Annotated in this window: 18 protein-coding genes; 9 read left to right on the top strand and 9 right to left on the bottom strand. The window is 66.2% G+C overall.

The genetic code is table 11. The features are described 5' to 3' along the window. The first annotated feature begins 249 nt into the window (after positions 1–249). From CCX87_RS00145 to CCX87_RS00130, 4 genes are all read left to right on the top strand, one after another. Positions 250–843 (top strand): NADPH-dependent FMN reductase, encoded by a 594-nt coding sequence (locus CCX87_RS00145; protein ID WP_087748089.1) that lies wholly within the window; start codon positions 250–252, stop codon positions 841–843. 70 nt (positions 844–913) lie between these two features. Next, entirely contained in the window at positions 914–1,171 is a 258-nt protein-coding gene (locus CCX87_RS00140) for a YkgJ family cysteine cluster protein (protein ID WP_087742901.1), read from the top strand. Positions 1,172–1,303: 132 nt separating this feature from the next. Beyond that, positions 1,304–1,912 (top strand): glutathione transferase GstA, encoded by a 609-nt coding sequence (gstA, locus tag CCX87_RS00135; protein WP_087742900.1) that lies wholly within the window; start codon positions 1,304–1,306, stop codon positions 1,910–1,912. 256 nt (positions 1,913–2,168) lie between these two features. After that, positions 2,169–3,269, top strand: coding sequence for an alkene reductase (locus tag CCX87_RS00130; RefSeq protein WP_087742899.1), 1,101 nt, complete (start codon positions 2,169–2,171; stop codon positions 3,267–3,269). 105 nt (positions 3,270–3,374) lie between these two features. Here the strand turns inward: CCX87_RS00130 and CCX87_RS00125 are convergent, their stop codons facing one another. After that, positions 3,375–5,033: a methyl-accepting chemotaxis protein gene (locus CCX87_RS00125; RefSeq protein ID WP_087742898.1), complete on the bottom strand. Its 1,659-nt coding sequence runs from the start codon at positions 5,031–5,033 to the stop codon at positions 3,375–3,377. Between the two features lie 110 nt (positions 5,034–5,143). Then, the gene (locus CCX87_RS00120; RefSeq protein WP_087742897.1) at positions 5,144–7,471 is read right to left on the bottom strand and encodes a heavy metal translocating P-type ATPase; all 2,328 of its coding nucleotides are present in this window, start codon (positions 7,469–7,471) and stop codon (positions 5,144–5,146) included. A gap of 151 nt (positions 7,472–7,622) precedes the next feature. On the opposite strand from CCX87_RS00120, the gene CCX87_RS00115 reads away from it, so the two are divergent. Together CCX87_RS00115 and cueR are read left to right on the top strand one after the other, a co-directional pair. After that, the gene (locus tag CCX87_RS00115; RefSeq protein ID WP_086926139.1) at positions 7,623–7,820 is read left to right on the top strand and encodes a heavy-metal-associated domain-containing protein; all 198 of its coding nucleotides are present in this window, start codon (positions 7,623–7,625) and stop codon (positions 7,818–7,820) included. Beyond that, positions 7,817–8,281: a Cu(I)-responsive transcriptional regulator gene (gene cueR / locus CCX87_RS00110; RefSeq protein WP_087742896.1), complete on the top strand. Its 465-nt coding sequence runs from the start codon at positions 7,817–7,819 to the stop codon at positions 8,279–8,281. The genes CCX87_RS00115 and cueR overlap by 4 nt, the downstream gene beginning before the upstream one ends. 73 nt (positions 8,282–8,354) lie before the next feature. Here the strand turns inward: cueR and CCX87_RS00105 are convergent, their stop codons facing one another. Further along, on the bottom strand, positions 8,355–9,437 hold the full coding sequence (locus tag CCX87_RS00105; protein WP_087748088.1) for a recombination-associated protein RdgC: 1,083 nt from the start codon (positions 9,435–9,437) through the stop codon (positions 8,355–8,357). 312 nt (positions 9,438–9,749) lie between these two features. Between CCX87_RS00105 and CCX87_RS00100 the strand changes: the two genes are divergently transcribed. Next, on the top strand, positions 9,750–10,322 hold the full coding sequence (locus CCX87_RS00100; protein ID WP_086910863.1) for a Spy/CpxP family protein refolding chaperone: 573 nt from the start codon (positions 9,750–9,752) through the stop codon (positions 10,320–10,322). Positions 10,323–10,716: 394 nt separating this feature from the next. Beyond that, positions 10,717–11,118: a YkvA family protein gene (locus tag CCX87_RS00095; RefSeq protein WP_087742895.1), complete on the top strand. Its 402-nt coding sequence runs from the start codon at positions 10,717–10,719 to the stop codon at positions 11,116–11,118. 468 nt (positions 11,119–11,586) lie between these two features. Here the strand turns inward: CCX87_RS00095 and CCX87_RS00090 are convergent, their stop codons facing one another. The 6 genes from CCX87_RS00090 to dinG form a co-directional block, all read right to left on the bottom strand. Beyond that, positions 11,587–16,128, bottom strand: a complete 4,542-nt coding sequence (locus CCX87_RS00090; protein WP_087748087.1) for an EAL domain-containing protein — start codon at positions 16,126–16,128, stop codon at positions 11,587–11,589. Positions 16,129–16,379: 251 nt separating this feature from the next. Then, positions 16,380–17,486, bottom strand: coding sequence for a 3-deoxy-7-phosphoheptulonate synthase (locus CCX87_RS00085; protein ID WP_087742894.1), 1,107 nt, complete (start codon positions 17,484–17,486; stop codon positions 16,380–16,382). A gap of 58 nt (positions 17,487–17,544) precedes the next feature. Continuing rightward, on the bottom strand, positions 17,545–18,048 hold the full coding sequence (locus CCX87_RS00080) for a C40 family peptidase (RefSeq protein ID WP_087742893.1): 504 nt from the start codon (positions 18,046–18,048) through the stop codon (positions 17,545–17,547). Between the two features lie 367 nt (positions 18,049–18,415). After that, positions 18,416–19,033, bottom strand: a complete 618-nt coding sequence (locus CCX87_RS00075) for a 3'-5' exonuclease (protein WP_087742892.1) — start codon at positions 19,031–19,033, stop codon at positions 18,416–18,418. 93 nt (positions 19,034–19,126) lie between these two features. Continuing rightward, on the bottom strand, positions 19,127–19,483 hold the full coding sequence (locus tag CCX87_RS00070) for a zinc ribbon domain-containing protein YjdM (RefSeq protein WP_087742891.1): 357 nt from the start codon (positions 19,481–19,483) through the stop codon (positions 19,127–19,129). A gap of 53 nt (positions 19,484–19,536) precedes the next feature. Beyond that, complete coding sequence (gene dinG / locus CCX87_RS00065; RefSeq protein WP_087742890.1) at positions 19,537–21,711, bottom strand: ATP-dependent DNA helicase DinG; 2,175 nt, start codon at positions 21,709–21,711, stop codon at positions 19,537–19,539. Positions 21,712–22,035: 324 nt separating this feature from the next. On the opposite strand from dinG, the gene CCX87_RS00060 reads away from it, so the two are divergent. Continuing rightward, positions 22,036–22,911 carry a BRO-N domain-containing protein gene (locus CCX87_RS00060; RefSeq protein WP_087742889.1) on the top strand — a complete coding sequence of 292 codons (876 nt, stop codon included), beginning with the start codon at positions 22,036–22,038 and terminating at the stop codon, positions 22,909–22,911. Positions 22,912–22,957: the final 46 nt, after the last annotated feature.

Genomic DNA, 22,957 nt, shown 5'->3' with positions numbered 1-22,957 from the left:
CACCGACGCTCCTGCGCCCACCCCGCGCCGGCCTTGTGGGCCGTGCAGCGGAAAGCCTGCAATTTTCCCACCTTTGGCTGGCGCACGCCCAAGGGCCATGCCGACACCCTTGCGGCGCATGTGCGCTCCAGCCTGCCCGGCCTTGTTTCACGTGAAACAGGGCCTTCTGCACCAAGGCCTGCGTCGCACGCTCATCCAAGGGCCGCACCCGCAGGAATCCTGCCCCGGGTCTGTGCTCCAATGCCGGGCATGCACCACCCACTCCTCGTCTTTGCCGGCAGCACCCGCCAGCAATCGTTCAACCGGCGCCTCGCCCAGGCCACTGCCGCCATGGCCCGCGAAGCCGGTGCCCAGGTCACGCTGCTGGAACTGTCCGAGTTCGACATCCCGATGTACAGCGCCGATCTGGAAGCCCAAGGCACGCCCGCCGATGTGTTGCGGCTCAAGCAGATCCTGTGGGAACACCCGGCCTGGATCATCTGCGCCCCCGAATACAACGGCAGCTACACCGCCCTGCTCAAGAACACCATCGACTGGGCCTCCAGCCCCGTCAAAAACCACCCCGACTGGCAAGACGGCACCCGGTCCTTTCGCGACAAGGTCGTGGGCATGCTCAGCGCCTCGCCGGGCGCTTTGGGCGGCCTGCGCTCGCAAAGCCACCTGGCGCCCTTGCTGATCAATCTGAAATGCTGGCTGGCACCCCAAGCCTTTGCGCTGGGCCATGCAGACAGCGCCTTCGACGACCACGGCGCCCTGGTCCACCCGGCGCACCGCGATCGCGTGCGCGCCGTGGTCGATCAGGTGCTGTGGGCGGCCGGGCGGCTGCATCCGGCAGCGGGCTGAGTATTTCAAGCAAAAACGGCCTGCAGCGCCCAATGGGCAAGCGCAGACAGCTATCAAAATCACCTCTTCCATGAACTGCCGGCCGGGCTGCGGCGCCTGCTGCACCGCCCCTTCCATCAGCTCGCCCATCCCCGGCATGCCACGGGGCAAGCCTGCCGGCGTGCGCTGCGTTCAGCTGGGCGACGACGCCCGCTGCCTGGTATTTGGGCAGCCCGGGCGCCCGGCCGTGTGCGCCGGGCTGATGCCATCGGCCGACATGTGCGGCACCGACCGGGAGCACGCCATGCTGTACCTGGTGCAGCTGGAAGAGCAAACCCGCCCCGCGTAAAAATCGCCCCCCGAAGACGCCTGCAACATGCCCGCTACCGCTGCCAGCGCAAGTGCCCCGGCGCCAGCAAAAAACACCTGCAGCGCATAGCATCCGGCTTCTCCCTTTCCATCGCTCAAGAGGATTTTTTTCATGAAGCTCTACTACTCGCCCGGCGCCTGCTCCCTGTCGCCCCACATTGCCCTGCACGAAGCCGGCCTGGCGTTCACGCCCGTGCTGGCCAGCACCAAGAGCCACAAGCTGCAGGACGGCACCGACTACTACGGCATCAACCCGCTGGGCTATGTGCCCCTGCTGGAGCTGGACAACGGCGAACGCCTGCGCGAAGGCCCGGCCATCGTGCAATACATCGCCGACCAGGTCCCCGACAAGCAACTGGCCCCGGCCAACGGCACCATGGAGCGCTACCGCCAGCAAGAGTGGCTGACCTTCATCGGCACCGAGGTGCACAAGGGCTTCGGCCCCCTGTTCAACCCCGCCACGCCCGAGGAATACAAGGCCACCGCGCGCGAACAGTTGCTCAAGCGCCTGCAGTGGGTGGACAGCCAGCTCGCCAGCAAGCAATACCTCATGGGCGATCAGTTCACCGTGGCCGATGGCTATCTGTTCACCGTGACCAACTGGGCGGGCTTCGTCGGACTCGACCTCTCAGGCCTGGCCCATCTGGCAGCCTACCGCGAACGCGTGGGTGCCCGCCCCGCCGTGCAAGCAGCGATGAAGGCCGAAGGCCTGCTCAAATAAGCGCCACGCCCGCGTGCGCCGCTGCGGTCCGCCCGCACCGGCGCACGGAAATAAAACAGCGCGCAGCCTTTGCCCCATCAGCGCTGACTGCTATTGTTTTAATTAAGCCAGTTTCTTCTGCGATAGCGCAACTAGCACACAATGGCTTGACCGTGCTGCCCGCTGCATACTGCAGCCAGTGCCGCACTGCAGTACACTTGGGGGAAAATCTGCCCTCGGGCATATCCCCTCTTCCCCCTTGCGACGAAAGCCCTTCATGCCCTCTTTGTTCGAACCCGTCCAGGCCGGTGACCTGCACCTGGCCAACCGCATCGCCATGGCGCCGCTCACGCGCAACCGCGCGCCCGACGCCATCCCCACGCCGCTCATGGCCACCTACTACCAGCAGCGCGCCAGCGCCGGCCTGCTGATCACCGAGGCCACGGCCATCAGCCCCCAGGGCCAGGGCTATGCCGACGTGCCCGGGCTGTATGGCACCGAGCAGCTTGACGGCTGGAAGCGCGTGACCCGCGCCGTGCACGCCGAAGGCGGCAAGATCGTCGTGCAGCTGTGGCATGTGGGCCGTATCTCGCACACCGACCTGCAGCCAGGCAACGCCGCGCCCGTGGCGCCCTCGGCCATTCGCGCCAAGACCAAGACGGTGCTGATCAAGGACGGCGTGCCCACCTTCACCGACACCTCCATGCCGCGCGCACTTGAACTGGACGAGCTGCCCGGCATCGTGCAGGACTACCGCCACGCCGCGCGCAACGCCATCGCCTGCGGGTTTGACGGCGTAGAGATCCACGGCGCCAACGGCTACCTGCTCGACCAGTTCCTGAAAACCGGCGCCAACCAGCGCACCGACGACTACGGCGGCAGCATCAAGAACCGCACCCGGCTCACGCTCGAAGTGGTGCGCGCCATCGTCGATGAAGTCGGTGGCGGCCGCACCGGCATCCGCCTGTCGCCCGTGACGCCCGCCAACGACATCGTGGACGAGAACCCTCAGCAGCTCTTTGACTACCTGGTGGCCCAGCTCGCCCCGCTGGGGCTGGCCTATGTGCACATCATCGAAGGCGCCACCGGCGGCCCCCGGGAGTTGGCCGACCGACCTTTCGACTACGCCGCCCTCAAGGCCGTGTACCGCAAGGCCGGCGGCAAGGGTGCCTGGATGGTGAACAACGCCTACGACCGCCCCCTGGCCGAAGCCGCCGTGGCAGCGGGCGCCGACATCGTGGCCTTTGGCCGGCCCTTCATTGCCAACCCCGATCTGGTCACCCGGCTGGAAAAGAACGCGCCCCTGAACGAGCCCGACCGCGCCACCTTTTATGGCGGCGGGGCCAAAGGCTACACAGACTACCCCACCTTGTTCTGAGGGCGGGCGTTTTAAGCCAAAAGTGGCTCCAGCCCTTTTGTACAAAGCGCTGGCAGCTATTTAATTAATAGCATCTCCACACCAGGCGATGCACGAATGCCCGCTTCAGCCCGCCAGCTGGGGCGTGGCGCGGCCAACCAATGCGCGGCGCTCCGGCCCGGCGGCGGCGGCGTGGGACAGGGCCGCCATGCCACGGCCTTCATCGGCCAGATGAAACTGCTGCACCACCTGCGACAAGCGCGCAGCCTGCTCGCGCAGCGATTCGGCGGCGGCGGCCGATTCTTCCACCAGCGCCGCATTCTGTTGCGTCATGCGGTCAATATCGCCCACCGACTGGTTCACCTGGCCAATGCCGGCCGACTGCTCGGAGGCAGCGGCGGTGATCTCGCCAATGATGTCGCCCACACGCTGCACGCTGGCCACGATTTCCTGCATCGCGGCGCCGGCTTCTTCCACATGGCGCACGCCACCGTCCACGGCGGTCACGCTGTTGCTGATCAGGCCCTTGATGTCGCTGGCCGCCGCCGCCGAGCGCTGCGCCAGGCTGCGCACTTCGCTGGCCACCACGGCAAAGCCCCGGCCCTGCTCACCCGCGCGGGCGGCTTCCACAGCGGCGTTCAGCGCCAGGATGTTGGTCTGAAAGGCAATCGAATCGATCAGGCCGATGATGTCGCCGATCTTGCGGCTCGATGCCGAAATCTCGTGCATGCTGGCCACGGCCTGCTCGACCACCGAACCACCGCGCTGGGCCGTGCTGGAGGCCGAGCTGGCCAGCTGGTTGGCCAGCTGCGACGACGAAGCAGTCTGCTGCACATTGGATGTGATTTGCGACAGCGAGGCCACCGCTTCCTGGGCATTGCTGGCCGTCTGCTCGGTGCGCGCGGACAGGTCCTGGTTGCCCGTGGCAATCTCCTGGCTGGCCGTGGCAATGCTGCCGCTGGCATCGCGCACCTGCGCCACCAGCGCCCCCAGGCCCTGCTGCATGTCGGCCAGCGCGCGCTGCAGGTCGGCCACTTCGTCCTTGCCATCGGCAACGATGCGCTGCGACAGGTCGCCGCCGGCAATCGCCAGCGCCATACGGCGGGCCTCGGCCAGCGGGCGGCAGATGGACAGCATGTTCATCAGCGTGGTGGGCACCACCACCAACACGGTGATCAGCACCGCCAGGGCAAACAGCCACAGGGTCTGGTTGGCCACATTTTTCTGGTCGGCAACGGCCGCCGTCACCTCGGCACGCAGCACGCCGTCGAGCTCCTTGAGCAGCTTGTCGGCCTCGTCGAACTCGGCCACGGCCTTGCTGCTCATGCGGTTGGCAATGGTGGCCGTGTCGTAGCCACCCGCTTCGAGCTGGCGCGCCACATGCGCGAACTGGTCGCGGTAGCTGTCCAGGCGCTTGGCGATGGCCTGCGCGATGGCGTTGTCGCTGTCCTGCGGGCCTTCCAAAAAGCGGGCTGCGACTTTTTTGGACTGCTCCACGCTGGCCAGCCAACGGGTGTGCGCCGCCTTCACGTCCTCGGGCTTCTCATACGAGATGATCATGTCCTTTTCGTGCTGGCGGATCGCGCCCATCTCACCGCGCAACTCGGCCATGTGGCTCACCTCGGAGAACGAACGCGCCACAAAGTCCTCGCTCATGTCGTGGATGCGGAACATGCCCAGCATGCCGGCGCCCCCCAACATGCCCAACAGCACCAGCACCACGGCAATGGCGCCCAACATCCGAAAGCGGATGGTGAACAGCCGCATGAGCGATAAGAGATTCATGATGTGTCTTCCTCCAAGTCTGAACGCACCCCGGCCGCCGGTCGCAGCCACGGATATGCAACAAAACGTTGCAGTTTGCCAGACATTGGCGACAGCGCTCTAGGTATTTGTCACATGCGCCAGCGTTTGAGCAACAGCGCATTGGCCATCACGCTCACCGAACTCAAGGCCATGGCTGCGCCAGCGACCACCGGGCTCAGATACCCCAGCGCCGCCAGCGGAATGCCGGCCACGTTGTAGAAAAAGGCCCAGAACAGGTTCTGCCGGATTTTCGCCACGGTGCGCCGCGAGATATCCAGCGCCGCGGCCACCAGCTTCGGGTCGCCGCGCATCAGCGTGATGCCGGCGGCATGCATGGCCACATCGGTGCCGTTGCCCATGGCCATGCCGACATCGGCGGCCGCCAGCGCGGGGGCGTCGTTGACGCCATCGCCCACCATGGCCACCACATGGCCCCCACGCTTGCCACTGCGTGTGCTTCGCTGCCCCCCGAGGGGTCCTTCGCGCCCTGGGGCGGCCCGGCGGTGCTCATCGCTCCCCGCCTGCAGCGCCTGCACGCGCGCCGCCTTCTCGCCGGGCAGCACCTCGGCCATCACCTCGCCGGCATCGGGGTCCAGCCCCAGGCGCCGGGCCATGGCCTCGGCGGCGCCCCGGTTGTCGCCCGAGATCATCACCGTGCGCACGCCCAGCGCCCGCAGCGCCGCCAGCGCCTCGCGCGCGCCGGCCTTGGGCTCGTCGCCAAAGGCCAGGATGGCGCGCAAGGCCAGGCCGTCGGTGGTGCGCTCGGCCACGGCCGACACCGTGGCGCCATCGCTTTGCAAGGCGGTCGCCCGCGCGGCCAGCGCGCCCTCCTTCAGTTCTTTCACGCCCAGCTCGTCCATCCAGCGCAGGCTGCCCACCAGGTAGCTGCGGGCCTGCACCTCGCCCTCGGTGCCGCGCCCCGGCACGGCGCGCACGCCGTCGGGCGCCACGGTCTGCAGGCCGCGCTCTTGCGCAGCCGCCACCACGGCACGCGCCAGCGGGTGTTCGCTGCCGCTTTGCACGCTGGCCACGGCCGCCAGCACGGCCGCCTCGTCCTGGCCCGGCACCACCTCGAAGGCGGTCAGCCGGGGCCGGCCCACCGTCAACGTGCCGGTCTTGTCGAACGCCACCACATCCACCTGGTGGGCCAGCTCCAGCGCCTGCGCGTCCTTGATCAGGATGCCGTGCTTGGCCGCCACGCCGGTGCCCGCCATGATGGCCGCCGGTGTGGCCAGCCCCAGCGCGCAAGGGCAGGCAATCACCAGCACCGCCACGGCGTGGATCACCGCCACCTCGAAGCCCGCGCCCGTCCACAGCCAGGCCAGCAGCGTGGCCAGCGCCACCAGCAGCACCACCGGCACGAAAACCGCCGACACCTGATCGACCAGGCGCTGAATGGGCGCCTTGGCGGCCTGCGCGTCCTCGACCAGGCGGATGATGCGCGCCAGCACCGTCTCGGCGCCCACGGCCGACACCTGCATCACCACGCGGCCATCGCCATTGATGGAGCCGCCGGTCAGGGGCGCGCCCACCTCGCGCGTCACAGGCAAGGGCTCGCCGGTGAGCATGGACTCGTCCACCTGGGTGTGGCCCTCCAGAACGCTGCCGTCCACCGGAATGCGCTCGCCGGGGCGCACCACCAGCCGGTCGCCCGCCATCACCTCGGCCACCGGCACATCCACCTCGCCATCACGCCCGAGCATGTGGGCCACATCGGGGCGCAGCGCATGCAGTGCGCGGATGGCCGCCGTGGTCTGGCGCTTGGCGCGCGCCTCCAGCCACTTGCCCAGCAACACCAGCGTCACCACCACCGCCGAGGCCTCGAAATACAGGTGCGGCGCATGCCCCTCTGGCGCCGTCAGCCACAGCCACACCGACAACCCCCAGCCCGCCGATGTGCCAATGGCCACCAGCAAATCCATGTTGCCCGTCAGGGCCTTGAGCGCATGCCAGCCCGCCTTGTAAAAGCGCGCCCCCAGAATGAACTGCACCGGCGTGGCCAGCGCAAACTGCACCCAGGCGGGCAGCATCCAGTGGTAGCCCAGCAGATCGCCCAGCATGGGCAGCACCAGCGGGGCCGACAGCAGCAGGCCCACGCCCACCGGCAAAAAACCGGCCCAGGGCGACAGGTTCCCGGGCGCATCGTCCTGCCCTGCCGCGCGCGGCTCGTAACCGGCATTGCGCACCGCGCGGCGCAGCACGGCGTCCATGGCCGGGCCTTGCGCACCCGGCGGCTGCACATAGGCGATGCGCGCCGACTCGGTGGCCAGGTTCACGGTGGCAGCCTGCACGCCGGGCACTTTGCGCAGCGCCCGCTCCACACGGCCCACGCAGCTGGCGCAGGTCATGCCGCCAATGCCAAGGTCGATGGTTTCCGGGGATTCCAGGGATTCGGGGGGGGTGGCAGAAGTGTTCATGGTGGGTACGGTAATCCTTGCCATGATGGCAAGGTCAAGAACGGATGCCCCATCAACCTTGCAGACGCCAGTGCCTTTGCGGGCGCTTGACTATGCCACCATGTCAAGGTTCATTATTCCTGTGTCATCACTTTTTCACCGGAGAAATCGCATGCAATACACCCTTCAAGTCCAGGGCATGACCTGCGGCCACTGCGAGCGCGCCGTCACCCAGGCCGTGCAGCAGATCGACCCCGCTGCCACCGTGCGCATCGACCGCGCGCACAACCGTGTCGATATCGACAGCACCCAGCCCCGCGAGGCCCTGGCCGCCGCCATTGCCGAAGAGGGCTACCAGGTCGCCGCATGAGCACGCGCACGCCGGCACAGGGCTGGCCCGTGCCCATCGGCGAGGCCGCCCGGCGCGCCGGGGTGTCGGCGCGCATGGTGCGCCACTACGAATCGCTGAGCCTGCTGCCCCCCGTGGGCCGCACCGACAGCGGCTACCGCCAGTACACCGAGGCCGACGTGCACGCGCTGCGCTTCATCGGCCGCGCGCGCACGCTGGGTTTTTCGATGGAAGAAATCCGCGAATTGCTGGGCCTGTGGCAAGACAAGAGCCGCGCCAGCGGCCATGTCAAACGCATCGCCCAGGCGCACATCGACGACCTGGGCGCACGCATCGCCGCCATGCAGGCCATGCAGCGCACACTGCAAACCTTGGTGTCCTGCTGCCAGGGTAACGACCGGCCCGATTGCCCCATCCTGGACGACCTGGCCACCGCCCATGGCAACCCTGCCACAGCGCCCAAAATGCTATTGCATTCATAGCTGCTTGCGCTGACCCAGTAAGCGATTGGGGCCATTCTTGCTGGATGACATGCCTGAGAACAGGCTCCCGATCTCAGAACGGCGCTGATTCGGGGTCGGTGTCTTCCGGGGGCGTCACCGGCCCGGTCACCACGCCACCGCCCGCACTTTTGCGCGCGGGTGCGGACGGCGCGGACGATGGCGCAGACTGTGGCACTGGTGCGGCTGCGGGCGCGGCGCCAGCGCCCATTGCCTGCGCTGCACTGGCCACGCCGCTCTCGGCCACGCCACTCTCGGCCTCGCCGCCCAGCGCCTCGATCAGGTCGGGAATCAGCTTGACCAGCTCGCCCGTGGCAATCGCCACGTCGGTATCAAAGCCGCCGTCGTCGGCCTTGGTGCCTTCAAACACCGTGTCCAGAAACGCCACCTTCTTGATCTGCAGGCCCTCGGTCAGCATGAACGAGACGCGGTCGTCCCAGGTCATGGCCAGCTTGGTGGGCAGCTTGCCGGCGGCGATGTGGGCCTGCACTTCCTCGATGTCGAGCGGGTGGCGGGCGTAGCGCACCACGGCCTTGGCTTCGTCGGCGCTTTTGAGCTCGCATTCGCGGTCCACGGTGAAGCCCACGGGCGGCTCTTGCGTGCTCAGCCAGTGCGACATCGCGGCCTGCGGGCTGGTCTGGGTGTTGATGAGCGAGACCGACAAACCCGGCAGTGATTCGACCAGCAGCGTCACCACCTCGTCGGCGCGGCCTTGGGCTGAGGTGTCGAGCACCAGCAGGCGCGATGCGGTGTCAATCCACACCCACATCGAGCCCTGCTTGGTGAAGGCCATGGGCAGCAAGTCCAGCTTGGCCTCGTCTTTCAGCTCCCGGCTTTCCTTCTTGCCAGGCTTGCGGCCGGTTTCCTGCTCGATGCGTTCGGCTTTTTCCTTGACGCGGCGGGCCAGCACGCTGCCGGGCAGCACCTTGGATTCGACCATGAAGCGCAGGATCCACTGCCCGCCCACCGACTCGGCCAGCGGGCCATGCGCATCACCGCGCGGCGGCACCCAGCCGAGCGACTTTTCCTGCGTGGCACCACATTCCAGGAAGGGCGCCTTGGCCAGGGCCTCTTCCACCTGCGTCAATTCCACCTGCCATTGCGGCGCAATGCGGTACACGATCATGTTCTTGAACACGGACAACCTTTGTTTCTTCTGGCCATTTCCAGCCATTGCGGAGTACAGCCGACATTGTCGGGGGTCGGCTGGCCCCCTTGCGGGTCCAACGCCCGCTTTCACTCTGTTTTTGATAGCTGTTAGCACTTTACCTAAAAGCGCTTCATGCCATTTTTATGCGGAATGCATTCCGACCAGGCACCGGACTTCTTGTTGCAACTTTACACAGGCGCATCAATCCCACACGGGCGGGTTACACGGGCCGCGCACACTGACCCTCAACCGCTGGAACGGTCGTACCAGCGGACCAACCCCTTGAAAAGGACCCACACCATGTCTTTCTTCCAACGCCGTATCGCCGCCGCCGCCATGATGGCCGCCTTCGCTCTGCCCGTGCTGGCCCAGCCAGCCCCTTCTGCGCCGCCCGCCGCAGGCGCCTCGGCCGAGCAGGCCCGCAAGCCGGGCGACCGGCAGGAGCGCCGCCAGGCCCACATGGCCCAACGCATCGACGCCCTCAAGGCGCAACTGAAACTGACGCCGGCGCAGGAGCCCGCCTGGACCGCGTTCACCGCCGCCATGCAACCCGGCGAGCGCCCCGCCCGCCTGGACCGCACGATGGACCGCAGCGAAATGGAAAAGCTCACCACCCCGGAACGCATCGACCGCATGCGCGCCCAGCGCGCCCAGCACGCAGCCGAAGCCGACCGCCGCGGTGAAGCCACCAAGACCTTCTACGCCGCCCTGACACCAGAGCAGCAAAAGACCTTCGACGCCCAGGCCCAGCCAATGCGCGGCAAGGGCGGTCACCGCGGTGACTGGGGCCATGGCCATGGCGAACATGGCCACCACGGCGGCATGCGCGGTGGCGACATGCCCATGGGCGGCATGGGTGGCCCCGCCCGTTAAAGCCCCAGGCAGGGGCGCCATGCCCTGACCTGCTTTCTCACCCCCCAAGCCCGGCACCTACCAAGGTGCCGGGTTTTTTTGCGCTTGTGGATAACGCTGGGGGCATTACTGGCACAACCGGGCAGTTATCCACAGACAAAGCAGAAACCCGAAAGTTGTTATCTGCCGGCCGCAAAGTTCAAGGGCCTCGCCACACATACTTTCAGGCAACGCAACTGCGCGCCAGCATTGGGGAAAAAGACCTTGTCCACAAAAAATGGCGCCCTCTACTACTACTACTATTTATATATAGAACCATAGAAGAACAACCAAAACCTTCTTTGCGCCCCTGAGGCCGCCCTGAATGCTCTAAAAATGGCGCGCGGCCTGCCCCGTACCCCCACCGGAAAAACCTGTGCACCTTGCGAACCACCTGAAAACCTGGGCCAGAACTGTCAAGCGGGACGGCGTCACGCTGTGGTTCGCCGCGCGGCACCCACAGGCGCCCTGGTATGCCAAGGCGCTGGGTGTTTTTGTCGTGGCTTACGCCCTCAGTCCCATCGACCTGATTCCGGACTTCATCCCCGTGCTGGGCTACCTGGACGACGTGTTGCTGCTGCCAGGGCTGATCTGGCTGGTGATCCGGCTGATTCCGGCGCCCGTGCTGCAGGAATGCCGCGAACAGGCCGACCAGTGGATCAAGACCGAGGGCGGCAAGCCCGTCAGCCGCATCGGCGTCGTGCTGATCGTGGCCTGCTGGATCGGCGCCGGCCTGGCGCTGTGGCACTGGTGGGTCAGGCCCTGGCTGGCTGCATAGCGCCTGCTGGGGATCCCTGGTCCTGTTTGCTATTGAATAAATAGCTCATGGCGCTTACTACACAGGCGCTACCACCTGATTTCTATCCAAACCTGCCCGAACCCCCGTCCATGTGCACAAAACGGGGGATAGATCTGGCACAACCGGGCAGTTATCCACAGAAGTGGGCGCTGGTCCGGTTTTATCCCCGGGTGGCAGACAGCGGCAGCCGGGCTGCGTCCACAGGGTTGGGCGCAGCGCAAGTGGCTGTCGTGGCAAGGCAAAAGGCAGTTGTCCACAGAGAAAGCCGCCCTCTACTACTACGACTATGTATTTATAGAAACCTTTAATCAATAACAGCAGAACAACCCGTCGCCGTTTTCAGCCCATGTCCCGGTGTCATGGCAAAACGCTGGGCGGAAAAAAAAGGGCAAAAAAAACCGCAGGCCAGGCTGCGGTGGGTGGGAAAAACCGGGGAGTGAATCTGCCTCAGGGCATATCGGGGCGCAGGAAGGCCTCCAGGAGGTCCGTGGGCAGGGGGCGGCTGAACAGGTAGCCCTGGTAGAGGTGGCAGCCCGCGCGGGCCAGCAGATCGCGTTGCTCGGGGGTTTCGACGCCCTCGGCGATGACTTCCAGGCCCAGGCTGCGCGACAGGGCAATGATGGTGTCCACAATCGCGGCGTCGTTGGGGTCGGTGAGCAGGTCGCGCACAAAGCTCTGGTCGATCTTGAGCTGATCGAGCGGCATGCGTTTGAGGTAGCTCAGGCTCGAGTATCCGGTGCCGAAGTCGTCCAGCGAAAAGCCCACGCCATACGAGCGCAATGCTGCCATGGTGGCGATGGTGGTTTCCATGTCTTCCACCAGCAGGCTTTCGGTCAGCTCCAGCTTGAGTTTCCCCGACGGTGCGCCGGTGATGGCCAGTACCCGGGCCACATCGTCCACAAAACTGGCATGGCGAAACTGGCGCGAGCTCACGTTGACGGCCATGGTCAGGTGCGCCAGCTGCGGCTCGTCCTGCCAGCGCGCCAGCAATGTGCACGCGTGGTGCAGCACCCAGCGGCCCAGTGGCAATATCAGCCCGGTTTCTTCGGCCAGGGGAATGAACTGTGCGGGCGACACCATGCCGCGCTGCGGGTGGGCCCAGCGCACCAGCGCCTCCACCCCCACGCACTGGCCCGTCTGGTTGACCTGCGGCTGGTAGTGCAGCAGGAATTCGTCCTGCACCAGGGCCGAGCGCAGGTCTTCCTCGAGTGCGGCGCGGGCGGTCACCACGGCCTGCATTTCGGGGCTGAAGAAGCGCAGGGTGTTGCGCCCGGCGGTCTTGGCCTGGTACATGGCCAGGTCGGCCTGTTTGAGCAGCTCGCCCACGCTGGTCTGGTCGCCCTCAAACGGCGCGATGCCGATGCTGGGGGTGCTGCGGTACTGGTAGCCCTTGAGCGCATAGGGCACGGCCAGCATGGCCAGGATTTTTTCGCCCACACCCATGGCATCCCGGGCCAGTTCTTGGGGGTTTTGGCTGAGCTCTTCGAGCATCACCACGAACTCGTCGCCACCCAGGCGCGCCACGGTGTCCACGCTGCGCACGCAGCTGTTCAGGCGCTGCGCCACCAGCTGCAGCAACAGATCGCCCTGGTCGTGGCCCAGGGTGTCGTTGAGGGTCTTGAAGTTGTCCAGGTCGATGAACAGCAGCGCTCCGCCCTGCTGGCGCCGTTGGGCGCTGGCCAGCGCCTGGCCCATGCGGTCCATCAGCAGCATGCGGTTGGGCAGGCCGGTGAGCGCGTCGTAGAACGCCAGGCGCTGGATCTCGCGCTCGGTGGCCTTGCGCGCACGGATGTCGGTGTTGATGGCCAGCACCGAATGGCCCTCGCCGGCATCGTCTTTCACCAGTGTCCAGCGCCCTTCCACATCGATGGGGCTGCCGTCGCGGTGCCGCTGCACGATTTCGCCGGTCCACTCGCCATGTTCCAGGGTGGCCCGGGTGGCGCGGCGAAACTGCGTGGGGTCGTCGTACAGCAGGGTCTCGATGGACTGGCCCAGCGCCTGCAGTTGCGACCAGCCATACAGCCGCTCGGCACTCTTGTTCCAGTAGATGATGCGGTGCTCGAGATCGCGCACGATGATGGCGTCCTGGGCCTTGTCGAGCAGCGAGGCCTGGTGGCGTATACGCTTGTCCGACATCTGCCGGTCGATCTCGGCCGAGGCGCGGCTGGCAAAGATGCGCAGGGTCGAGGTGACGAAGTCGGTGTTGGTGAGCGGCTCGCGGAACACCACGAAGATCATGCCCACCACTTCGCCATCGGCGTTGCACAGCTGTTGCCCGGCATAGCCTTGCGCCGCGATCTGGCGCAATATGGGCGCTTCGGGATACTGCTGCGCCACGTTGTCCTGCACCACCACCTGTTGCTGGCTGAGCAGCAGCAGGCTGGGTGTGCCGGCCAGCGCGTATTCGCTGGTGGGCAGTTTCTCGCCATCCAGCACCGCCGCCAGTGCCACCGCGCGCGGCGCCTGCCCTTGCTGCGGTGGCAGCAGGCGGCCCACGCAGCCCACCTGTGCACCCAGGGCCTCGGCCATGTTCTTGGCCAGCTGCACAAAGAACTCTGTGCCCGTGCTGGCCGACACGGCGGCCGCCATCTTGAGCACCGCGGCCTGCAGGCGCTGTTGTTCCATCCGGGCGCGCAGGCTCATGATGCCGAAGGCCAGGTCGTTGGCCAGTTGCTGCAGTAGCGTGGCCTCTTCGGCGCTGATGTGCAGGATCTCGGGGGCATACAGGTACAGCAGACCAAAGCTGTGCTCGCGTTCGCGCAGGGGCAGGCAGATCACGCCATGAAAGCCGTGCTCCAGCATGCGCTCGGTCAAGTCGGCAAAGCTGCCGTCGGTGCGGATGTCCTGCACGATCACGGGTGCGCCGCTGCGCACCGCCACCCCGGCGGGCCCGTGGCCGTAGGGGCTGTCTTCGGACCAGCTCAGTTGCAGTTCTTCGAGATACCGGTCGTTGTAGCCCGCATGCGCCACGGATTGGATGGTCCTGGCTTCGTCGTTCAGCGCAAAGCCCACCCAGCCCAAGCGGTAGCCGCCAATGTCCACGGCGATCTGGCAGATTTCCTTTAGCAGTGAGGCCTCGGACGTGGCGCGCACCAGCGCCTCATTGCAGGCGCTGAGCAGGCGTTGCGCCCGGCCCATGCGGCGCAGCTCGTCTTCGGTGCGCAGCCGCTCGGTGACATCAATGGCCAGCACCTGGCGGGCGGCCACCCCGTTGAAACTGATGTTGCCCGCGGAAATCTCCATCTGCATCAGCCTGCCGTCCTTGCGGACATGGCGGCGCACCACAAACTTGTCGCGTGGCAACTGAAAAACGGCCTGCAGCCGCTCTTTGAGTCCGGGGCGGTCTTCGGGGGCGCACAGCGCCGGCAGCTCCAGCTGCAGCAGCTCGGCCTCGGTGTAGCCATAGTGCGCCACCATGGCCTGGTTGACCGCCAGCAGGCGCAAACTGTCCTGTGCATACACCCACATGGGGTGTGGGTGCTCGTCAAACAGCAAGCGGTATTGCAGTTCGGAGGCGTGCAGCTGGCTGGCCACGTGGCGCAGCTGCACCATGGTGCCCAGGGACTCGGTCAGGATCTCCAGGTGGGCCACGTCGCGCGCCGAAAAGGCGTGGGGCCGGTCGGAGGTGAGCATGAGCAATCCGACCACGGCATCGCCCGCCCGCAAGGGCGCTGCAGCCACCGAGCGCAGGCCGCGCCAGTGGGGTTTGGACGCCAGGTCCCAGCCTTCGAGCTCGGTGTCATGGCAGGCCACGGTGCGCCCCTGGCAGAGCGCGGGCCACAGCAGGCTTTGCTCCACCGGCAGCCGCAAGCCCTGGGGGCGCACCATGTCGCCAGCGGATGCATGGGTTACCAGGTGACTGCCCTCGAGCAGATCCACCATGGCACCGCGCGCGCCGGTCTGCTCCAGCACCGTTTGGGCCACCAGGGCCAGCACCTCGGGCAACGGCAGGTCCATGGACGACATGCGCTGCTGCAGTTGCAGCAGTTGGGCGTGGTTGTGCGCATCGCGCCGCGTTTCCATCTCGGCGAGCTTGTGGGCGCTGATGTCGGTCATGCCGCCAACCATGCGCACCGCCCGGCCATCGCCATCGCGGATCAGGAAACCGCGGTCCAGCACCCAGGCATAGCTGTCGTCCTGGCGGCGAAAGCGGTATTCGGCCGACCAGTGGCTGGCGTTGCCATCGATGGCAGCATGGATGCTGTGCAGCAGGTCGGCGCTTTCATCGGGATGCAGGCGCTCGGTCCACGAGCGGCTGTCGGGCGGCAACTCGCCGGGTGGAACGCCGAAAAGGTGCTGCATGCCCTCGTTCCACCACATCGCATCGGTGACCAGGTTCCAGTCCCAGATGGTGTCGGCCGTGGCACGCGCCACCAGGTGAAAGCGTTCTTCGTTGATGCGTGCAGTGCGGGCGGCCTCGCCCAGGGTTTCGCTCTTTTCCACCAGATTGGCATGTATCTGGTCGCGTTCCTGCACCAGTTGCGACAACTGGCGTTGCTGGCGGCGCAGCGCAAGCAGCACCATGGCCTGGCCGGCCAAAATCTTCAGGCCCTCCAGCTGCTCATCGGCCAACGGGCGGGGCACCGTGTCCAGCACCGCCAGCGTGCCCAGCGCCGCGCCTTCAGGGGTGACCAGCGGGAAGCAGGCATACAGCCGGATATGCGGCTCGCCCAGCACCAGCGGGTTGTTGGCAAACAGCGGGTGCTGGCGCGCATCGGCCACCACCAGGGGTTCACGGCTACCGCTCAGTGCATGGTTGCAAAACGCAATGGCCCGGTCGGTCTGCCTGAAGGGCACGCCTACAGCCGCCTTGAACCACTGGCGCTCGCTGTCCAGAAAATTCACCACCGCCATCGGCGTGTTGCAGATGCGTGCGGCCAGAACAGCCAGCTGGTCAAACGCTTCTTCGGCGGGCGTGTCCAGGATGGCGTATGACTGCAACGCACGCAGGCGCGCGGCTTCCCGGGGGGCGTTTTGCGCAGGCGGCATGCCCACTAGCCCCATGGGCCACCAAGGCGGCACGGTGAGGCGGACAGCGAAATCGGCATTGCCTGCATGGAGTGACCAGAACGCAAAGAACGGGAAACAGGTTGAACGATGAAAGGCCAGGGAGGTGGGCAGAGGCTCGCTTTACGGCCGGGCACCAGGCGCTGGTGCGGCATGCCCAAAGGGGTGTTTCTGCAATGGGATGTTAATGCTACACCGCAGTGCCCTGTTCAGGCACCCTGCCCGGGCATCCACTAGGCGGTCTGTCTCTGGCGCCGGGCCCGCACCGCGGCGGCCAGGCCTTCGAGCACCGGCACCGTCTGCGCCAGGCTGATGCAGGCGTCGGTCACCGAAACCCCGTGCTGCAGCGGCTGGCCGGGCACGATGTCCTGGCGGCCTTCCTGCAGGTGGCTTTCGATCATCAGGCCGGTGATGCGGGCGTCGCCGCCAGCAATCTGCTGGGCCACCTCGGCGGCCACGGTGATCTGGCGCTGGTGCTGCTTGCTGCTGTTGGCGTGGCTCACGTCGATCATCACCTGCTCGCGCAGGCCGGCGGCCTGGAGCACGGCGCAGGTGGCATCCACATCGGCCTTTTGGTAGTTGGGCTGCTTGCCGCCGCGCAGGATGACGTGGCAGTCGTGGTTGCCGCGCGTTTCAAAAATGGCGGCCTGGCCCATCTTGGTCATGCCCATGAAAGCGTGCGGCGCCTGCGCGGCCTGGATGGCGTCGCTGGCCACCTTCACGCCACCATCGGTGCCGTTCTTGAAGCCCACGGGGCACGACAGGCCCGATGCGAGCTGCCGGTGGCTCTGGCTCTCGGTGGTGCGTGCGCCAATGGCGCCCCAGCTCACCAGGTCGCTGATGAACTGCGGGCTGAGCAGGTCGAGGAACTCGGTGCCCACCGGCAGGCCCACGGCCAGCACATCCAGCAGCAACTGGCGGGCCAGCTCCAGCCCTTCGTTGATGGCAAAACTGCCGTCCATGCGTGGATCGTTGATGTAGCCCTTCCAGCCCACGGTGGTGCGGGGTTTTTCAAAATAGACGCGCATCACGATGAGCAGATCCTGGCCCAGCGCATCGGCCTGGGCCTTGAGTGCGTGCGCGTATTCCAGCGCCTGGCCATGGTCGTGGATGGAGCACGGCCCCACCACCACGATCAGCCGGTCGTCCTGCCCGTGCAGCACGCGCGAGATGGCGGTGCGGCTGGCTTCCACCAGCGCCTGCGCGGCGTCGGGCGCGGGCAGCCATTCCTGCAGCAGCGCAGGGGTGATGAGCGGGCGCACGGCCTTGATGCGTGTGTCATCTATGCGTGTGGCGTCGTGGGTGGAAACGGGGTGGGCAGAGTGTTGGGCGTGGGTCATGGTGGCACCGATTGTCGCGCGGCACGCCCACCGCACCGTGACAGGGCCGCCCGGCCCTTCAGAGTCGGCGAAACGATGCGTTCTGGCGGGACCAGTAGCGCGACTGCAGGTGGTCCAGTCGCACTGTTCCACCCGAGGATGGCGCATGCACAAAGCGCCCTTCGCCCACGTAGATGCCCGCATGGGTGGGTGCGCGCCCTGTGCCAAACACCACCATGTCGCCGCTGCGCAGTTCGCCATTGGCCACCTGCTGCCCCCAGCCGCTGAGCTGCGCCACCGTGCGCGGTGGCGCCGTGCCCACGCGGTGGCGATAGACATAGCCGATCAGCCCGCTGCAGTCAAAGCCCGAATCCGGCGTGTTGCCGCCATAGCGATAGGGCGTGCCCACCAGCCCCAGTGCGTGAATGGCGATGTCGTGCGCCTGCTCGTCCGACAGTTGCGATGCCGCGCTGCGCCACGGGGCGGGCGGTGACGGGGAAGACGGCGGCGGCGTGCTGCAGCCGCCCAGCCCCAGCAGGACGACAGCGCAGGCCACGCAGGCCAGAGGGGGAAATGCGCGCATGGGCCGAAGGGTAATGCAAGGGCGGGGCCACGGCCCATAGCCCGATGGTGCCGTAGGGATTTGCATCAAAAACAGTTGCTGGCGCACAACCCATCAGCGCGGGAAGCTATCTTTTATGAAGCGCCGCAATATGCAGGTTCAGCCCCACCGCCGCGCGGCGGCGGGTGGGGGCAGCGGCCCAGTGGCGCCACACCGATCAGCCAGGCATGGGCCCACAGCGCAACATAGACGGCCTTTCGGTGGAGGCAGTGGCGCGATTATGGGCAAGCGCGATGACTGGTTACGTTTTCAAGCCAAAAAGGCCTGTTGCGCTTGATGGATAAGCGCTTAAAGCTATAAAAAAAGGAGTAAAAATTGCGTGCGCGCTTCACGCGTTGGCAGCGTGCTGCGCCAGCAGCTTGCCCACCGCAGGCTTGGCGCAGCGCTGCAGCGCCATCAGCAGGGCATGGTCTGGCTGGGCCACGCGCCATTGCGTGCGCAGGTCGTGCTGCATGCGCGCCAGCAGGGCGGCTGCCATTTCGGCGTCGGCCAGCGCCCGGTGGGCCTGACCGGTACGCGGCAGGCCGTGGTAATCAACCAGCACACCAAGTTTGTGGCTGGGCGCTTGCGGGTATAGGCGCCGCGACAGCAGCACGGTGCACGCAAACGGCTGCGGCGCGGGCTGCCCGGCCAGGGCCAGCTCGGCCTGCCAGAACTTGCTGTCAAACGACGCGTTGTGCGCCACCATGGGCGCGTTGCCCACAAAACGCGCGGCTTGCGCCATCACGGTGGCCGCGTCGGGCGCGGCGTTCACCATGGCATTGGTGATGCCGGTGAGCTGGGTGATGAAGGAAGGAATCCACGCGCCGGTTTTCATCAGGCTCTGGAACCGGTCCACCACCTGCCCTTTTTCCAGCAGCACGATGGCCACCTCGGTGGCGCGCGCGCCCTGGCCGGGCGAGATGCCGGTGGTTTCAAAGTCGATGACGGCGATGGGGTGGGACATGGATTGCTTGAATGGTGGGCATGTCATATTTCCACACATTTTTTGGCTGCAGCGCTTATGTATCAAGCGCTACCAGCTATCAATAACAAAGCATCAAGCCTTCTTCAAAAACTCCGACTTCAGCAGCATGCTGCCCAGGTCGGTCTTGCAGTCCACGTTGTGGCCATCGGCGCCATCGACCAGGCGAATGCTTTTGATCTTGGTGCCCTTCTTGAGCGTGGACGACGAGCCCTTGACCTTGAGGTCTTTCACCAGGATCACCGCATCGCCATCGGCCAGCGGGTTGCCATTCGCGTCGCGCACGATGCCGTCGCCTGCATCGGCGTCGGTGTCTGCTGTATCAGCCACTTGCGGCCATTCAAACGCGCAGTCGGGGCACACGTAGCTGCTGCCGTCGGGGTAGGTGTTCTCCAGGCCACATTGGGGGCAGGCGGGCACGGTGTGGGGCATGGGGTTCTTTCTGGTTGCAGTGGTGGTGACAAGGGCTGGCGACTGTACAGCGGCTACAGCGGCGCGCGTTGCTCCAGCGCAAACGGCGGCAGCCCTTTGAGCAGGCGCTGCCCGTAGCTGGTGCGCGTCAGGCGCTTGTCGTAGCAATAGACATGCGCCATGTCTTCTTCGGTGCGGATCGCGCGGCCCACCCATTGCGCCAGGCGGATGGCGGTGGCGGGCACCACCAGTTCGCTGAAGGGGTCGCGGCCCACGGCACGCAGCCATTCGGCGCGGGCCTCGCCCACCGGGTCGTCGGGCGGGGCAAAGGGCAGCTTGGTGATGAAGACCGACTCGCACAGGCGCCCGGGCAGGTCCAGCCCCTCGCCAAACGACTGCATGCCGAAGATGACCGAGGGCTCACCGTTGTCCACCCGCTCGCGGTGGCGGCGCAGCAGCTGCGTGCGCGGCAGTGCGTTCTGCACCAGCACCACGCTGCGCATGGCGGTGGGCAGCGCATCGACGGCCTGGCGCATCTGCTCGCGCGAGGTGAACAGCACCAGCGCGCCATATTCCACGCGGGCAATGTCGTGCAGCAGCGCATCGACCATTTCGGCGGTGAACTGCGCGGCGTTCTTGGGGTCGGCGCGGGTCTCGGCGGCAATCAGCGTGCCCTGCGCGGCGTAGTTGAAGGGGCTGGGCACTTCGAGCGTGGTGGCGGCCTCGTCGCTGTGCAAGCCGGCCTCGCGCAAAAAGAAGTCAAAGTGCCCGCAGCTGGTGAGCGTGGCCGAGGTCAGCACCGCGCCGCGCACCGCGCTCCACAGGTGGTTGCGCAGCATGGTGCCGGGCAGGATGGGGCTGGCGTGCGCCTTGACGACGATGAAGTCGCCGTCCGTCTCCAGCGTGAACCATTTGGCGGCGGGCACAAAGGTGTGATCTGCGCCCTCGGGCGCGTCCTGCAGCAGCAGTTGCGCGGTGGCGTGCAGCGCTTCCAGGCGCGGCGCCAGCATGCCGATCTGCGCATACAGCGTGGACAGGCGCCTGGCCTCGTCGGGCTTGTCGCGCATCTCGGCGCGCAGCGCTTTGCTGATGGCGCGCAGCGCTTCCAGAAAGCCGTCCGCACTGGCGGCCAGCAGGCCCAGCGGGGCGATCAGTTGCTCGGGCAGCTCGCCACGCGGCGCCCGCACGCGCGCCGGGCCCCAGGTGTCTTTCTGGCTCTTGAGCGCGGGGCCATACACATCCATCACGATGCGCGCCAGGTCCTGCAATGTCTGCCGCAGCTGGGCCGCGTGTTTGGGGATGTCGGCAATCTCTTCCACCTCCAGCAGCGCGCCAATGCGCAGGCCGCGGCTGGAGAGGCGCTCGATCCAGGTGATGCGCGACAAATCCATGCTGCACGCGAACTGGTCGAGCGCCGTGGCGGGCAGGTGGTGGGCTTCGTCCAGCACCAAGAGGCAGTTGTCCAGCTCGGGCAGCACGCGTGCGCCCAGCGACGACAGCAGCAGATCATGGTTGGCCACGATCACCTGCGCGCCCACCAGCTCCTTGCGTTTTTCGTAATAAGTGCACTGGCTGAAGGCCGGGCAGTGCTTGCCCGTGCACGACGCGCCCTCGGCCGCCACGGGGCTCCACACCTCGGGCTCGGGCGGGTTATCGAGGCTGTCGCGGTCGCCATCCCACGCGCCCTTGGCCAGGGTTTGCGCCATGGTCGAATAAAACTGCATGCGCGCCTCGGTCTCTTGGTGCGAGCGTTTGTGGCGGGCGCTGGCGGCCTCTTCGGGGAACAGGTCGTCATCGTCCTCGCCATGCGCCTCGCCCGTGCCCGCCAGCCGGTCGAGCTTGAGCTTGCACACATAGCGCCCACGCCCCTTGGCCAGCGCAAACTTGAACGGCTGGGGCATGCGCGCGGCCAGCGCGGGCAGGTCCTTGTTCACCAATTGCTCCTGCAGCGCCACCGTGGCAGTCGAGATCAGCACCCGCGTGCCGCGTGCCAGCGCCAGCGCAATGGCGGGCGCGCAATACGCCAGCGACTTGCCCACGCCCGTGCCCGCCTGGATGACGGCAATGGCGCGCGTGGGCGCGGCCTCGCCACCCTCCTCATCCACCTTGCCCAGCGTGGCCGTACTGAACGTGCGCGCCACCTGCTCGGCCATCAACCGCTGGCCAGCGCGGCTGCGAAACCCTGCCGTGGCCTGCACCACCGCATCAAACGACTGCAGGGCCGCCTGGGCCCACTCTGTAGAAGACATAGGGGGGAGAGTGTGGCACAGGGTGTGGGCGGAAAGAATCACTGATAAAAATGGCGTATGGCGCTTTATGGATAAGCGCTGTTAGCTATATATTCAATAGCAATCAGGATGGGTGAAGGCGCTTTGGCGCCAGGTCGATACCGTGTGTGCACCAAGGGCCTGACACGACTGCGGCAGCGCTAGATGAAAGAGCATAGGCTGATAATATATACAGTATTTTTGGGCCTGGGAAGGCATGCCAACTTCCATGGCCCCAGCGTTTTGCCCCTTAGTCTCTGGCCTCTTTCAGAGGCCGATGAAACAGGTTCTTGAAAGGCGTTCGGTATGAAAATCCTGCCCACCCAGTTGGACGGCCAATCCATTCGCCGCGTGTACGACGAAAGCACGGAAACCTGGTGGTTCTCTGTGATCGATGTCGTGCAGGTGCTGACGCAGCAGCCGGACTACCAGACGGCACGCAAATACTGGAACAAGCTGAAAGAGCGCCTGAGCAAGGAGGGCAGCGAGTCGGTGACAAGCTGTCACCGACTGAAATTGCCTGCTGCCGACGGCAAAAACTATCTCACCGACGTAGCCACCGCCGAAACCCTGCTGCGGCTCGTGCAATCCATCCCCAGCCCCAAAGCCGAACCGATCAAGCTCTGGCTGGCCAAGGTGGGTTACGAGCGCATGCAGGAGATGGCCGACCCGGCGTTGTCGCTCGACCGAGCCCGCCAGACCTGGCAGCAGCATGGCCGCAGCGACCAATGGATCCAGCAGCGCATGACCGGGCAGGAAACCCGCAACAAGCTCACCGACTACTGGAGTGAGCACGACATCAAGGCGGGCAGTGAATTCGCCATCCTCACCAACATCATTCACCAGGAGTGGGCGGGCGTGAGCGTGGCACAGCACAAAGACATGAAGGGCCTCAGCAGCCACAACCTGCGTGACCACATGAGCGAGGCCGAGCTGATCTTCACCGCCCTGGCCGAACTATCGACCCGCCAGATTGCCGAAAGCGTGCAAGCCACCGGCATGGCCGAAAACAAGACGGCCGCCCAAACCGGTGGCCGCATCGCGCGCCAGGCCCGTAACCAGCTGGAAAGCCAGACCGGCAAGTCGGTGGTGACAGGGGCCAACTACCTGCCGCCTGTTGCGCCCAAGGCCGACAAGAAAGACAAGCCCTCCAAAGCCATCAAGGCACCCAGGAAGTCGTAAGGCACGGGCACAACGAAATCACCTGGAGCAGATGACTTCAGGGCCA

It is taken from the genome of Acidovorax sp. T1, assembly GCF_002176815.1.
Classification (GTDB): Bacteria; Pseudomonadota; Gammaproteobacteria; order Burkholderiales; family Burkholderiaceae_C; genus Acidovorax.
This window is presented reverse-complemented; position numbering and strand designations above follow the sequence as displayed.